This is a genomic window from Sphaerospermopsis reniformis (assembly GCF_005402885.1).
GTDB lineage: Bacteria > Cyanobacteriota > Cyanobacteriia > Cyanobacteriales > Nostocaceae > Sphaerospermopsis > Sphaerospermopsis kisseleviana.
Genome location: NZ_BJCE01000018.1, coordinates 13,282 through 27,654, shown reverse-complemented (window position 1 = coordinate 27,654; position 14,373 = coordinate 13,282). Strand labels below are relative to the sequence as shown.

The window sequence follows — 14,373 nt, the reverse complement described above, 5'->3', positions numbered from 1 at the left end:
GTAATAGGTGCAAAACTCCGTTCCATCTTTCAGAGGAATCAATCCATGAGTGTAATGTTTTTGGCTGCCGATGATTGGATACATATAGGTTTTAGACTAATACTGGCACTTTTAGTCGGTTGCATAATTGGATTGAATCGCCAGAAAGGTGGTAGAGCAGCAGGGATGAGGACATTTATGCTGGTGACTATGGGAGCAGCATTATTTGTGATGATTCCTTTGCAAGCTGAAGGTGAAAGTTCGTTTGCTGCGACTAATGCTCTGAGTCGTACTATTCAAGGTGTAACTACTGGTATAGGCTTTCTTGGTGCAGGATTAATTTTGCAAGAATCTCCCAGAAAATCTGAAGTGCCAAAAGTACGGGGTTTGACTACAGCGGCCTGTGTTTGGACAGCGGCAGGATTAGGAGCAGCTATTGGTTGTGGTTTGTGGCAAATGGGATTGTTGGGAGGATTTTTGACTTTAATTACTTTGAGTGGTATGAAGCGACTTAATCGTTTTTTTAGATTTTTAATTGGTCAAAATAATCAACCAATTGCTTCACAGCTAAATGCTCCTGCTGATGATGATGATTAACAGTAAATAATGACAGCACTTTTGGAGTAAATGAGGTACGTCAATTTTAGAAGATAGTTTTAAAACTTGAAGTTCAATAGGCTAATGTACTTCATAATCTCCAATCTGCTGTAAAAAAAATATTTCTCTAATTAGGGGTTGCTGAAAAATCCTTTCCGTGAATTTTCTCTGCTAAAATATTCAACAATTTTTTATTTGATATAGCCTAAAGCCATAGCACCATAACCAATTAAACTACTACCTAAAACTAGCCAAGCAGCATTGATGCGGTAACGAGTAATCAAAACTGTGGAGATGAGTGCGATCGCTATCCCCAAAATATCTACATAGGGTGGTTTTGCTATTTTTAAAGTAGCTATTCCCAGTTGCAAGGTAGCTACTACCATCAGTGCTACAGCACTGGCATTCACAGCATCTAAAAATGATCTTATCCAAGCAGAACTGCGTAAACGGGGAATAATCGGATTTAAGGCAGCAACAAAGAGAAAAGATGGTAGAAAAATACCAATGGTAGCTACTATCGCACCAGGTATACCAGCTAAGACATAGCCGATAAAAGTGGCAGTAGACAGCACTGGACCAGGGGTAAATTGACCAATAGCGATCGCATCTAGTAGCTGCTGTTGTGTTAACCAGCCATATTCTTGAACTAATCCCCCCTGCAAAAATGCAATTAGCACATAGCCACCACCAAACAAAACACTACCAACTTTCAGAAAAAACCAACCTAATTGCCATAAAGGAATAGATGTACCTGCCACAGTGCTAATTGTAGATGTTGTCTGTAAAGTTGCCCCTGTAGTTAAGACAGCAATCAATAAGTTAGGTTTATTTCCTGGTGGTTTGTCTTGATTTCTAGGATGTAACCAAATCATACCTAGTAATCCTCCAAACAATAAGGCAATTACTTCATTCACTTGCCGAATTAATACCAATAATCCTACAGCTATAGCAATAATCAGTAATTGACGGTTTTTAACCGCTTTTTTTGCTAAACCCCAAAGGGAATTTACAATAACCGCTAAAACAGCAGGTTTGATACCATAAAGTAAAGGTGAAATTTGAGGTAAACTACCATAATTAACATAAATCCAGGCAAATATCCCTGTTATTAAAACCGCAGGTAATATAAAACAAACACCTGAGACAATTAACCCTGGCCATCCTGCATAAATATATCCGACATGAATTGCCATTTCAGTGGAATTGGGACCAGGAATCAAATTAGTTGCACCTAGTAAATCCAGAAAATGGTCTTGTGTCAACCACCGACGACGCTTCACTACTTCATCTTCAATCATGGCAATATGGGCAACTGGTCCACCAAAGCCAATAACACCCAATTTAAAAAATAGTGTAGCTATTTCACCCAACCGACTAAATAAGTTATACTGCATAGCCTGCGTAATCTACGTTAAAAATGTAAAAGCAAACTTACGTTTATCCCTACTTATTTTATATTTATTATTATTTAATAACCAGCAGTTTTATCTACCACATTGCGTAAAGACTTACCTTGACAATAGCGGTTGAAATTGTCAAGAAATAGGGCAAGTGTTCTCTCTTTGACTCTAGGAGAATTTCCAGAACAATGGGGTGTAATAAACACATTTGGCAATGTCCACAAAGGACCTTCTGCTGGTAATGGTTCTGTAAATACAGTGTCTAAAGCTGCCCCAGAAATCCACCCTGCTTGTAAAGCTTGAGTAAGTGCTGATTCATCAACAATTGCCCCTCGCGCAATATTAATTAAAAATGTAGTGGCTGCATTAATAACACCCAATTCAAGTGACTTAACTATTATACCGTAATTTTGTATTTATTTAGATTAAACCCAATCGACAGCATTCATTCATCGAGGTAGTTCTCGGAAATAAAGCTTTGCAAAGATATATTCTCCGGTAACTTTATCAACTTACCGTAGTTTTTGCTTGCGGTTTGGGAGAGGTTGTGGCATAATCTAGCTGTTAAGTACAGTATTCCGCCCGAGTTACCGTAGTTAAAAATTTACTTTATAAATCTTGCTGCAAGGAATTTATGATGCTTAAAGATGGACAAGGGCTGTTAGTGACAACAGATTCAGCCGAAGCGATCGCTGCTATTAACCGTTTTATTGATCAATCCCTTGCTTATGGTAAAGATGCAAAAACAGCGATTTTAGAAGCAGTTGACGCTGATCCAAATTGTGCTTTAGCTAATGCTTATGCAGCCGCTTATCATCTGAGTCAAGAAAGTACAAAAGATTGGCAACAGGCACAACCATATTTGCAAGTCGCACAAAGAAATTTAGGCAAAATTACTGCCAGAGAACAGTTATACGTAGAAGCAATTTTAGCTTGGGCAAATCAAGAGATTGATGTAGCAATAGCTCTTCATGAAGAGATTACCAATCAATTTCCCACTGATTTAATTTCCGTGCAGCAGGGGCAATATCACTATTTTTATACAGGTAATAAAGAAAAATTACTAGAAATTGCCCAAAAAGTTTTACCTAACAATCCCCAACAAGATTATCTATATGGGATGGTGGCTTTTGGCTTAGAACAATGTCACCAATTACCAGCAGCAGAAAAAATGGCACTTGAGGCGATAGCGTTAAATATATATGATCCTTGGGCGCATCATGCTATTGCTCATGTAATGGAAACCCAAGGAAGAACCCAGGAGGGAATAATTTGGATGGAGAATTTTGCATACACCTGGGACAACTGTAACTCTATGCTTTATACCCACAACTGGTGGCATATAGCACTGTATTATTGGCAATTAGAAAACTACGAAAAGGTTCTGAAAATCTACGATGAGCATATTTGGCAACGTGCTAACAAACAATCTCCCAAAGACCAAGTAGGGGCAATTTCCATGTTATTACGGCTAGAATTACGTGGGGTAGATGTAGGCAACCGTTGGCAAGATATCAGTCCTTATCTTTACAGTCGCATTGATGAACACGCATTACCATTCCAGGATTTGCATTATGTCTATGCCCTTACCAAAGCTGGACACAATAACTGGGTAAAAGAAATGCTTCAAAGTATGGAACATCACGCCTTGAGTATTAATCCCTTTCTCCGCAGGAGTTGGGTAAAGATAGCAATTCCCGCAGCTAAGGGCATGGTAGCTCATGCTCAAGGTGATTTCCAGACAACTGTTAACGAACTCAAATTTGTATTATCGCGGTTGCATGAGATTGGGGGAAGTCATGCACAGCGAGTATTATTTGCAGAAATTTATCAAGATGCTCTCTTGCGCGAACAAAAGCAGCATCGAATTTATCCTATTAGTGCTTAAAATCTTATGGGATGGGCATACTATGGCTAACGCCACGCCACGCTAACGGCAAGTGTTACAGTGAGCTTGTCGAACTGCTCAGTACAAGTCTTGCCCGTCCCTATATTATTGGCACTGATTAAGTACCCGATAATTCTCTAACTTCACTGCATCAAAACGCTTAACACTAAATTGTTTCATAATTTCTTGCAACTGAGCATCTGGTTGGAGTAGAGCCAATTGCATTTGCTGAATCAAAGAGATACCTAAACGCCGCGCTGTTACCAATGGTGGCATAGGAGAGGGTCCGATTATTTGCACCACACGTAAATGGTGTGATAATTCAGGAAAATCCCGTAATTCTTGTTCTAATACAACACTATCAATGGCTGCACAATCAGCCAGTCCTTCAATTACCCAACGAATAGAACGTTGATGAGAACCTGATTCTAAAGATTTTCCCCAGAAATTGGGTGAATATTTTTCTTGAATCAACCACCGCCAAAGTAAATGATAACCACTATTAGAACCAGAGTCGTTATAGCAAAAAGTTTTCCCTGATAAATCAGCAAACTTCTGAATATTGCTATCAGTCTTAACAATCACATCTGCATAGTATATAGGACAATCACCATATCGAGATGATTGCATCACAGGCGCAACTAATGTCTGTAATTGATTTGGTGCTATTTGACTATAACGAATTAGTGGTAATCCACAAATAAAAGCCAAGTCTATTTGGTCTTTAAATAATAGAGTGTCTTTTAAGGGGTCGTATTTACTTTGATGTAGTGCAATTTCTACTTGTAAAACACGACCTAAATAAGCTGTAATCTCCTGATATAATCCAAAATAATTAGGAGCTAAATAAGATACAGCCTGTAATTTTGTAATCTTAGTCATTCTTTTTTTTAAACACTGCTATTTTGGAAAATTTTAATTAGCTTTTGCCTAGAGTAATGAATATATAAAAAACTGAGACTAGCAAAAGCAAGCAGCATGATTTTGAAAACTATTATATAAGGATAAATATACCACCATGTCCCCTTAAATAAGGATACTCCTAGTTCTGATACCTTCCCTAAAAAATGAGGATATGCTTTTTGATGGATCTGAATATTAATGTCTTGGCCTAATGTCATGATAAATTCTCTTGTCAATAAAAAACTAAAGCACAGCAACTCGATAGGTTTACCGTAGATTATATCAAAAAAAATCTGGTTTTCCTATTTTGACGAATAAAAATTCCTAATAACCAGCAGTTTTATCTACCACATTGCGTAAAGGCTTACCTTGACGATAGCGAGTGAAATTATCAAGAAATAAAGCAAGTGTTCTCTCTTTGACTCTAGGAGAATTTCCAGAACAATGGGGTGTAATAAACACATTTGGCAATGTCCACAAAGGACTTTCTGCTGGTAATGGTTCTATAAATACTGTATCTAAAGCCGCCCCAGCAATCCAACCTTCCTGTAAAGCCTGTATAAGTGCTGATTCATCAACAATTGCCCCTCGTGCAATATTAATTAAATAGGAATCTGGGCGGAATAAACGCAGGGTTTCCACATCAATCATTCCCTTTGTTTCCGGCGTTAAAGGTGTAGCAATCACCACAAATTCTGCTTCTGGAAGTAGTTCTTTCCAATCATTAGCACCAACTACTTTATCAAAGTTTGGTAATGGTTTTGGATGACGAGAACTGCCAAAAATACGCATTCCAAAAGCTTTAGCACGAACCGCAATTTCTTGACCAATTCCACCTGCGCCGATAATTAATAAAGTTTTCTCGAATAATTCTTGAATTGGTAAACCTCTTTGCCAATCATGCTCATTTTGTAGTTTATATAAACTTGGTAATCGTTTAGAATAAGCCAGTAGATAAGTAATCACAAATTCAGCAATAGGGATACCATGAACCCCTGCACCATTAGTTAAAATTAAATCTCTTTCTAAATATTTTGGTGTCAAAATATGATTGACACCCGCATTTGGGGCATGATGCCAACGTAATGAAGGCGCTGCATATAATACTCGATGTAAAGTAGTTGGTTTGAGATAAAACCAACTAAAATAAACTTCTGCATCTGTGGCATCACCATCTATATTACCCTCACTATCTACACGCAATACAATAGTATTTTTAGGTAAATGCGGCTCAATCTCATGGGCAATTTCTACTGGTAAAATCAGTTTCATAGGGAGTCTCCCAAATGTGTAAATTTATTTTTATCTAAGGTCAAAATGTTCTAAAGACTTGATATGATTGAACCGCAAAGGACACAAAGGACTCAAAGCTAAGAGAGTTTAAGAGATTTTTTAGTGTTGCTGCAATTATTTTTTCAAAATTGGGATGCTCCCGTTTCATAATTGATAACTTCGATTATTTTTGATATTCTATTTCATCTTCTCCAACAATTTATATGTTGAGTCTTCTTTAGCCGTGGTTGTAACAGATTTTCCCCAACCGATATTTTTACGATAACTGCCTAAAAGTTGAGATTCTGCTAATGATTCTTCGTTGATCCCTGTTAATGGTTCTACGTCTGGGGCAACATACAGCGCATCAACTGGACAATATAATTCACACATAAAGCAGGTTTGACAATCGCTTTGTCTGGCAATTTTTGGAGGTGCATCTGGTACTTTATCGAAAACATTTGTTGGGCAAACTTTCACACAGAGATTACATTGAATGCACCGGGATTCACTAACTAATTCAATCATAATAAAAAACCAAAATTAATATTGATGTAGGTTGGGTTAAGCCAATTTTATGTGAGGCTGCACATAATCCTGAAATCCCTTAATTAATCCATCTTTATCTGCGTTCATCTGCGTCCATCTGCGTTCAATTTAAGTTGTAATCATGTTGGGTTTCCTTGCGTCAAACGCCATTCGCCACAAGACGGGAAACCCGTCCAAGGCGATGGCTCTCCAACCTACAATTAAACAGTTACGAGTTCTTTCGCTTTTGTTTCCTAGATAGGTGCAGCTTTTACCCATACTTGATCCAAACCACCACTAATTAAATAATGATGTTGGTTAGCATCCTGTTGTGGATAATCTAAATGTTTGTGCATTCCGCGAGTTTCTTTCCGTTCCAAGGCACTGCTATACATCCATCTAGCTGTGGCTACCATTCCCGCAGCTTCCCTTGTGCGGACAATATTACTATTATCTGCAACTTCACTATGACGAATTTTATGCCAAAGGAAATGTAATCTTTGCAATGATTCCGTTAAAGTTTTTTCATTACGGAAATAATTGTGATTGTATGGGAAAACTTCCGCTTGAGTAGCTTTAATGATGTCTTCACTGTGAATTTGCTTCTCACTACCAGAGATAAATCCTACACCACCTACAGCTTGAACTGGTCTTTGGTTGGCTTGCATACCTAAATTATGGGAGTATGTAGCCGCAGACTGTCCTGCCCAATATCCTGAAGATAGCGCCCAAGCTGCGTTATGACTACCACCACCGGTAAAGCCACCACAAATTAATTCTCTGGTTGCGGCATCACCGGCGGCATAGAGTCCACGTACAGAACTAGCACAAGTATAATCAGTAATTCTAATGCCACCTGTGCCTCGAACAGTCCCCTCTAAACGCAAGGTGACAGGGAAACGTTGAGTAAAGGGATCAATACCTGCACGATCAAAAGGTAGGAAGAAATTGGGTTGAGATAAACGCATTGTCACCCGCATTTCTTCTGATGCTTTGTCAATGATGGCGTAAACAGGCTGAGTTAGCAAAGTTTCGGCAATGACAGAACGCCCTTTTTGCGAACCAGCGCCGGGGATAGGTGTACCATCCTCGTAGGTGAAAGTTGCCCAATTATAGAATAGGGTTTTAGTTACAGAAGAAAAAGCAGGTGCGATGCCATAGGCGTTGGAAAATTCCATTCCTGACATATCTGCACCCGCTTCGGCTGCCATCAGGTATCCATCCCCTGTTAGCACATTGCAACCCAAGGCTTTACTCAAGAAAGCACAGCCTCCGGTAGCAATGATCACTGAATGCGATCGCACAACCCACTTTTCACCAGTCTGACGGTTAACCCCTGTCGCCCCAGCTACAGCCCCTTCTGCATCTACCAACAACTGCAAAGCCGGACTGTGATCTAAAATTTTCACCCCTGCCCGTTTTATTTGTTGCCGCATCAAACGCATATATTCTGGACCTTGGAGACTGCGCCGATAGAGTCTACCATCTTCATCTGTAGGAAAAGGATAACCCCATTCAGCTAGTTGGTTGACGTTCGCATAAGTTTGATCTAGTACCCGTTGCATCCAATCACGGCTAGATAAAAACCCTCCTAAAGCCTCTCTAGAACCCATTGCTGCTTCTCGACTGTCGGGTTCTGGTGGCACATACCATACACCGTTACCTGATGCGGCTGCACAGCCACTTGTACCACAATAGCCTTTATCTACTAAAACCACTTTTGCACCAGTATTAGCAGCACTCCAAGCCGACCAAGTACCAGCAGGACCACCACCAATTACTAATACATCAGCTAATAAGGTTTGATCAAAATCGCTATCTTGCGAAAATAGTTGTTTTTGAGTCATGGAACTTCCTCTTTTTTGTAACATTAATTGATTGAAAAACCGTAGGTTGGGAAGCCACCGTTGTGGACGGGTTTCCCGGCTGGAAACGAGTGGCGTTTGACGTAAGGAAATCCAACAAAATTCTGAAAATGTTGGGTTGCGCTGTCGCTTAACCCAACCTACGTAATAACTTAGACTCCCGGTGTAGTTCCACCATCAACTTGAATTTCTGCACCAGTAATAGAACCAGCTAAATCAGAAACTAAAAATAAAGCTAGTGCAGCAATTTCTTCAGGTTGAACTATTTTTCCTAAAGGTATTGATTTTACTGCTTGGGCTTGATATTCATCCACAGTAATACTCAAACTCTCTGCATTTTGCACTGCTAAAGTTTTCGCTCTTTCTGTGTCTGTTAAACCAGGAGAAATGGCATTAATTTTAATATTATCTAGGGCTAATTCTTTAGAAATGCCTCGTGTAAAGTTGAGCAATGCTGCATTTGTCGTTCCTCCTGGTAGGAAATTAGGACGGGGTGTACGTCCAGCACCACCGATAATGTTAACAATACGTCCATCACCCTGTTTTTTTAGATGAGGTACAACGGCTCTCACAAAGCGAATATAACCCAAAAGTTTTAAATTCCAAGCATCTAAAAATGCTTCATCACTTAATTCTAAAAATGACCCTGCACGGGCTGAACCAGCATTATTAATCAAGATATCAATTTTTCCAAATTGTTCTAATGTTGTAGAAACAACTTTTTCAATATCTTCTGCTTTAGTTAAATCGGCACTCACACCAATAACTTTAGCATTTGTATCATCTAAGGATTGAATATCAATTACTGCTTGATCAAGTCTTTTTTGGTTGCGAGCAGCAATAACGACATTCACACCTTCACTATATAAACCTTTGGCGGTAGCTAATCCAATTCCGGCACTACCACCTGTAACAATTGCTGTTCTACCTGATAGATTTAGTTCTAAACTCATAACAGTTGTACCCGATAAATTTACCCAGTGGATTCGTTAATGTATTTCGCGCCAAGAGGTAAAGGAGCAAAGACACAAAGTTTTAGATTTTAAGTTTTAGATTTTGAATTTTTATTTGCTCCTGAGATGAAAATTTAATTTTGTCTGGCTGCAAATTTTTCTAATAAAAATTGCTTGAGATGTGGCTGTTCTAAATTAATTCCTAATTCATTAGCTTTTTGAGCAACTTGTTCATAGGTTAAATCTGCTTGAATTGCTTCTGCTATTAAGGCTATTCCTCCGGCTCTTGCACCACCAGCACAGTGAATTAAAATTGGTTTCGGCAATTTCTCAATAGCTTGAATTGCTTCTGCTGTTAATTTTTGATTTGCCGCTTGAGAATTTAAGGGAATGTTTGTATATTCCAGTCCTACAATTTGTGCTTCCTGCTTTTCATCGTGAACAAAACCATTTTCATCAGGAGAACGTAAATTTAAAACTGATTTGAAACCTTCTATTGACAATTGTTTTAATTCATCGGATGAAATTTGTCCGGCAATACTCAAATCATTGCTCACCTTTTTAAAATCAGTCATTTTAATTCCTCTTGTTATCAAATCAATAAATAGATGCAAAAACTTTATCTGCTGCTGCTCGTAATGCAGTAGCAGCGCCAGCACTCATATCTCGTGGCGCACAAATTCTATTTCTGATATAAGCCAGCGTAATAGTCCCTGTAGCAGCGATAATTGGATCTATACTTTCTTTACCTCCAGTTCTACCGCCTGGTAATAATTCGTTATTACCATTCAGGAGATAATCAGCTAATAATCGTAGGTGAAAATCCACAGCGTCTTTAATGATTGAGATATCACCTAAAGATTGAACTCCAGAATTTTTGAGAATATCGCTAATAGCAACTTCTCGATTATCACTTAATCTTTCAGCCGCTTCTGCACGATATTCAATAAATTCAGCCTCAGCTAAATCTAAAGGTAAGGGATTACCAATAGGTTCTATGCCAAATCTCCGCCTTAAAAGTAAATTATTAGTAATGTTGTCTGATTTAACTCTGTTGTAAGCAGGACGTTTTTTAAGTGCTGCAAACCAAACATTGATGAGAGGAAAACGAGAATTTCCTTTGATGTGATATCCTCTATATACTGGTAAATTAGCCGCCAATCTATCTAAATGGGGACTATACATAATATCTACCAGGCTAAATGTTGATAAAAAATAGGGTTTTGGATATCTCCCTAAAGTCTTTTCAATTTCATCTAATTTAGCTTCAAATTCTGCTTGTAAATTTGCTAATTCTTTGGCATCTTCTGGAGGTTGTCTCAAGAATTTATAGGCAATATCCCGAAAACCATTGGTTTCTGCATCTTCAACCCATTGTCTGGCGATCGCATTTTCTTCTGGATCTTCTGGTAATAACGTTTCCCCAAAATGCTCTTCCAATTCTAAAAGAATATCTTTAGATTCATAAACTAACTTACCCTCAATTTTAGCAGCAGGTACAAGAGTTGTTGGCACTAAATCTGTGTACCATTTCGGTTTATTACTCAGATCAATAAATTCTGTTTCAAAGGGAATTTGTTTTTCTTCTAACGCAAACCAAACTCTTTCGCAGAAAGGACACCAAGAGTTACTATCTCTATATAACAATACTGGTGGTTTTCTCTCAGGGGGAAGTTTATACAGACTACTAGGAATAGGAGTAGTAGAAGGTGCTTGTCCTGGTCTTTTAACTCGACGGGCGGGGGTATTTTGTCGAGCTTTTTCTAATAATTGTTCCCAACTGGATATGGTAGTGCTTGCAATGGCCATTTCTTATCTCGCTTTATTTGGAACGCCGGAAAATACAAATAATTCTTCTTCTTTTGGTGTAGGTAGATGTTCACCTAAATAACGATGAATTCCTACTCCCATATCTCCTGTTGCTGTGAGTTTAAAGTTAACTTCCTCAAATCCAAAATCACGGAAGTATTTACGCACGGTTTCTGAATAAGCAATACCGTTAGAATGTCCACGAGTCCAAAGCACAAATGTGCCTTTTTTACTCAGAAAACTGAGATTTCCTAATAAACGATTGAGTTCATTTTCATCAGCTAAATTGCCAAAAATACCACAGACAATGACAATATCTGCTGGTACTGCTCCTACATAGTTATCAGCAGCAGTTGCATCACCATTGATAAACTCAATTTGTTTTGTTAGACCCAATGATTCTATAGTCGCACGTCCCCGTTCAACTAACCCAGGATTGATTTCTACTAATCTTGCATATACATCTTTAGTACGGGGATGATTTGCTAATGTTCCTAATAAATCTCGTCCATCACCAGCGCAAACACTAACTACCCGAATAGCTCCTATTGGGGAGTGATCTAAACTATAGGAAATATATTCCTGCACGATTTCTAAACGCTGCTGTAATTTGGGTTCAGTGTTGTAAAGATCGTGCCATTCTAACCAATCTTTTGGCATAAAAAAGATTCCCCGATTGCTAAAAACTTAGATTTTGGAGTGTGTTTTTTATCACTCCAATTTTAATATACGGTAAACCTATCGAGAATTAGTAGTTTAAGGATAAATACAGATTAACATATCAATTTACAGAAAATCAAGTAGTTAAATAATTAGATATCTAGCTAGTAATACGAAAAATGATTAAGTGGTTTGTAATAATTGACTAACTTGCGCTAAGTCTACATTTCCACCACTGATAATTACGCCAATTCTCGCTGCTGGTGCTTTAACGCTACCTTCTAATAATGCGGCTGCGGCTATGACTCCAGTGGGTTCAACAACGATTTTTAAGCGTTCCCAAATAAAGAACATGGTGCGAATGATGGCTGCTTCCGATACAGTCACCATATCATCTACGTATTCTAAGACTAGGGGAAAGGTGATTTTACCTAAACTGGGAGTCCTGACACCATCAGCAATGGTCTGGGGATTATGGACGGTTTGCAGGGTTTTGCTGTAAAAAGAGCGAGTAGCATCATCAGCTAATTCTGGTTCTACACCAATTATTTTACAATTAGGTAAAAGTGCTTTTGTTGCGATCGCACAACCAGAAATTAATCCACCACCACCGCAACATACCAATAAGTAGTCTAGTTGTCCCACTTCTTGAATTAGTTCTAATGCAGTTGTACCTTGTCCAGCAATGACATGAGGATAATCATAAGGTGGAATTAAAGTTAATTGGCGTTCTGCTGCGAGATTTTTGGTTAATTCTTCCCGGTTAGTTGTGTCACGGTTGTACAAAATGACTTCTGCACCATAGCTGCGAGTTGCAGTTTGTTTGACTATTGGTGCATCATCAGGCATAACTACAATGGTGGGAATATTGAGTAATTTCCCGGCTAAAGTGATCGCTTGGGCATGATTTCCTGAAGAATAGGTAATAACGCCTTTTATTTTCTGTTCTACTGATAATTGGACTAGGGCATTATAAGCACCACGAAACTTAAATGCTCCCGTCCGTTGGAAATTTTCGCATTTAAAAAATACTTGGCTTTGAGTCAGTTCATTGACAGTACCAGAGGTAATTACTGGTGTTTGATGAGCAATACCCACAAGCCGTTTTTGTGCGGCTTCTACATCAGTAATAGTAACAAAATCAGATAATAACATTATTTTTTCATAAAGTAACTCTCACCACCACTAATATTAAGTGAGGTGAGAATTTCGCTTTGTATTTTTTTACAAAACTCGGTTAAGGTGCTGGATTAGGATAACGAGTATGAATTGCATCTATTTCTGCGAAAATCTCTTTATCCAAAACCACATTGACACTATCTATATTTTCCTGCAATTGTGCCAAAGTTGTTGCCCCAATAATTGTACTTTTCACAAACCAGCGACTTTTGACAAATGCGATCGCTAACTGAGTCGCTGAAAGATTATACTTTTTAGCAATCTCCACATAAGCCTTAACCGCTTCTTGTACATTGGGTTTCAAATAACGTTGCCCAAAACCAGGAAACAGAGATATTCTTGTATTTTCTAACTGTTGATTTTCTATGTATTTACCAGTTAAAAACCCAAACCCAAGAGGACTATAAGCCAATAAACCCACATCTGTATAACGATAAACTTCAGCTAAACCTGATTCAAAATTACGATTGAGTAAATTGTAAGCATTTTGAGTTGTCAGAACTTTAGGTAATCCCAAATCATTAGCAATGCGAACAAACTCACTTACTCCCCAAGGTGTTTCATTACTTAAACCCAAATAACGAATCTTTCCAGCTTTAATCACATCAGCAAACGCCTGTAACTGTTCCGCAATAGGCACAGTTTCCCTTTCTAATTCTGGATTATAACTTGTCTGTCCAAATGTAGGAACATAACGATCAGGCCAATGAATTTGATACAAGTCTATATAATCAGTTTGTAATCTCTGCAAACTATCATTTACAGCCTGTGTAATATTCTCACGGTCAACTTTATTATTTCCACCTCTCAACCAGGAAAAAGGACGACCAGGACCTGCAATTTTAGTCGCAACTATTAGTTGATCTCGTTGCTGTTTCTTTAACCATTCCCCAATATAAGCCTCAGTTTTTCCTTGGGTTTCACCACGAGGGGGAACTGGATACATTTCCGCAGTATCCAAGAAATTTATCCCTTGGGCAACAGCATAGTCAAGTTGTTGATGCGCCTCCTCAATAGTATTTTGATGTCCATAGGTCATCGTTCCCAAGCAAATTTCTGAAACCTTGAGGTCGCTTCCAGGAAGTTGGTTGTATTTCATAATGTTTGAATAATGCTCCTTAATTCCATTTTGTTACAAAAACTAATAATATCGCTATCTTTTAAACATACACTAAGTCTACCGATTTATCGGAGTTAATAGCTTGACAACTATACTATCATACCCAAACTAGATGGACAAGCCTTTGTAAAAATTAATTTAAAATTCTAAAAAATGTATCCATGAATACTCACATTTTAGTTTTTTTATGAAATAGTGCTACTTATCAATCATTAAC

At 38.3% G+C, this 14,373-nt stretch carries 13 protein-coding genes and 1 pseudogene; 2 read left to right on the top strand and 12 right to left on the bottom strand.

Annotated elements, in window-relative coordinates:
• The first annotated feature begins 45 nt into the window (after window positions 1–45).
• Complete coding sequence (locus FFR48_RS04550; RefSeq protein WP_096572473.1) at window positions 46–576, top strand: MgtC/SapB family protein; 531 nt, start codon at window positions 46–48, stop codon at window positions 574–576.
• Between the two features lie 191 nt (window positions 577–767).
• Here FFR48_RS04550 and chrA read toward each other — a convergent pair whose 3' ends face one another.
• Both chrA and FFR48_RS04540 read right to left on the bottom strand, forming a co-directional pair.
• Window positions 768–1,973, bottom strand: coding sequence for a chromate efflux transporter (gene chrA, locus FFR48_RS04545; RefSeq protein ID WP_096572474.1), 1,206 nt, complete (start codon window positions 1,971–1,973; stop codon window positions 768–770).
• A gap of 74 nt (window positions 1,974–2,047) precedes the next feature.
• Window positions 2,048–2,338: pseudogene (locus FFR48_RS04540) on the bottom strand (NAD(P)-dependent oxidoreductase); the annotation flags it as partial.
• A gap of 278 nt (window positions 2,339–2,616) precedes the next feature.
• On the opposite strand from FFR48_RS04540, the gene FFR48_RS04535 reads away from it, so the two are divergent.
• Window positions 2,617–3,867: a tetratricopeptide repeat protein gene (locus FFR48_RS04535; RefSeq protein ID WP_096572475.1), complete on the top strand. Its 1,251-nt coding sequence runs from the start codon at window positions 2,617–2,619 to the stop codon at window positions 3,865–3,867.
• Window positions 3,868–3,972: 105 nt separating this feature from the next.
• Here the strand turns inward: FFR48_RS04535 and FFR48_RS04530 are convergent, their stop codons facing one another.
• The 10 genes from FFR48_RS04530 to FFR48_RS04485 all read right to left on the bottom strand — a co-directional run bounded on the left by FFR48_RS04530 (window position 3,973) and on the right by FFR48_RS04485 (window position 14,135).
• Window positions 3,973–4,749, bottom strand: a complete 777-nt coding sequence (locus tag FFR48_RS04530) for a phosphate/phosphite/phosphonate ABC transporter substrate-binding protein (protein WP_137666506.1) — start codon at window positions 4,747–4,749, stop codon at window positions 3,973–3,975.
• 345 nt (window positions 4,750–5,094) lie between these two features.
• The gene (locus tag FFR48_RS04525) at window positions 5,095–6,042 is read right to left on the bottom strand and encodes a D-2-hydroxyacid dehydrogenase (protein ID WP_137666505.1); all 948 of its coding nucleotides are present in this window, start codon (window positions 6,040–6,042) and stop codon (window positions 5,095–5,097) included.
• Between the two features lie 198 nt (window positions 6,043–6,240).
• Window positions 6,241–6,570, bottom strand: a complete 330-nt coding sequence (locus FFR48_RS04520; RefSeq protein ID WP_096572479.1) for a 4Fe-4S binding protein — start codon at window positions 6,568–6,570, stop codon at window positions 6,241–6,243.
• A 254-nt stretch (window positions 6,571–6,824) separates the two neighbouring features.
• Window positions 6,825–8,417, bottom strand: a complete 1,593-nt coding sequence (locus FFR48_RS04515) for an FAD-dependent oxidoreductase (RefSeq protein WP_137666504.1) — start codon at window positions 8,415–8,417, stop codon at window positions 6,825–6,827.
• 170 nt (window positions 8,418–8,587) lie between these two features.
• Window positions 8,588–9,388 carry an SDR family oxidoreductase gene (locus FFR48_RS04510; RefSeq protein ID WP_137666503.1) on the bottom strand — a complete coding sequence of 267 codons (801 nt, stop codon included), beginning with the start codon at window positions 9,386–9,388 and terminating at the stop codon, window positions 8,588–8,590.
• Between the two features lie 134 nt (window positions 9,389–9,522).
• Window positions 9,523–9,963 carry a protein tyrosine phosphatase family protein gene (locus FFR48_RS04505; RefSeq protein WP_137666502.1) on the bottom strand — a complete coding sequence of 147 codons (441 nt, stop codon included), beginning with the start codon at window positions 9,961–9,963 and terminating at the stop codon, window positions 9,523–9,525.
• 22 nt (window positions 9,964–9,985) lie between these two features.
• Window positions 9,986–11,197 carry a glutathione S-transferase family protein gene (locus FFR48_RS04500; protein WP_137666501.1) on the bottom strand — a complete coding sequence of 404 codons (1,212 nt, stop codon included), beginning with the start codon at window positions 11,195–11,197 and terminating at the stop codon, window positions 9,986–9,988.
• A 3-nt stretch (window positions 11,198–11,200) separates the two neighbouring features.
• Window positions 11,201–11,857: a class I SAM-dependent methyltransferase family protein gene (locus FFR48_RS04495; RefSeq protein WP_096572483.1), complete on the bottom strand. Its 657-nt coding sequence runs from the start codon at window positions 11,855–11,857 to the stop codon at window positions 11,201–11,203.
• 183 nt (window positions 11,858–12,040) lie between these two features.
• Window positions 12,041–13,012: a threo-3-hydroxy-L-aspartate ammonia-lyase gene (locus tag FFR48_RS04490; RefSeq protein WP_137666500.1), complete on the bottom strand. Its 972-nt coding sequence runs from the start codon at window positions 13,010–13,012 to the stop codon at window positions 12,041–12,043.
• Window positions 13,013–13,094: 82 nt separating this feature from the next.
• On the bottom strand, window positions 13,095–14,135 hold the full coding sequence (locus tag FFR48_RS04485; protein WP_137666499.1) for an NADP(H)-dependent aldo-keto reductase: 1,041 nt from the start codon (window positions 14,133–14,135) through the stop codon (window positions 13,095–13,097).
• Window positions 14,136–14,373 lie beyond the last annotated feature (238 nt).

Coding starts and splice junctions, on each gene's coding strand:
- FFR48_RS04535 (WP_096572475.1), top strand. CDS start 2,617: ATGCTTAAAGATGGACAAGGGCTGTTAGTGACAACAGATTCAGCCGAA.
- FFR48_RS04505 (WP_137666502.1), bottom strand. CDS start 9,963: ATGACTGATTTTAAAAAGGTGAGCAATGATTTGAGTATTGCCGGACAA.
- FFR48_RS04530 (WP_137666506.1), bottom strand. CDS start 4,749: ATGACTAAGATTACAAAATTACAGGCTGTATCTTATTTAGCTCCTAAT.
- FFR48_RS04550 (WP_096572473.1), top strand. CDS start 46: ATGAGTGTAATGTTTTTGGCTGCCGATGATTGGATACATATAGGTTTT.
- FFR48_RS04515 (WP_137666504.1), bottom strand. CDS start 8,417: ATGACTCAAAAACAACTATTTTCGCAAGATAGCGATTTTGATCAAACC.
- chrA (WP_096572474.1), bottom strand. CDS start 1,973: ATGCAGTATAACTTATTTAGTCGGTTGGGTGAAATAGCTACACTATTT.
- FFR48_RS04495 (WP_096572483.1), bottom strand. CDS start 11,857: ATGCCAAAAGATTGGTTAGAATGGCACGATCTTTACAACACTGAACCC.
- FFR48_RS04520 (WP_096572479.1), bottom strand. CDS start 6,570: ATGATTGAATTAGTTAGTGAATCCCGGTGCATTCAATGTAATCTCTGT.
- FFR48_RS04490 (WP_137666500.1), bottom strand. CDS start 13,012: ATGTTATTATCTGATTTTGTTACTATTACTGATGTAGAAGCCGCACAA.
- FFR48_RS04500 (WP_137666501.1), bottom strand. CDS start 11,197: ATGGCCATTGCAAGCACTACCATATCCAGTTGGGAACAATTATTAGAA.
- FFR48_RS04510 (WP_137666503.1), bottom strand. CDS start 9,388: ATGAGTTTAGAACTAAATCTATCAGGTAGAACAGCAATTGTTACAGGT.
- FFR48_RS04525 (WP_137666505.1), bottom strand. CDS start 6,042: ATGAAACTGATTTTACCAGTAGAAATTGCCCATGAGATTGAGCCGCAT.
- FFR48_RS04485 (WP_137666499.1), bottom strand. CDS start 14,135: ATGAAATACAACCAACTTCCTGGAAGCGACCTCAAGGTTTCAGAAATT.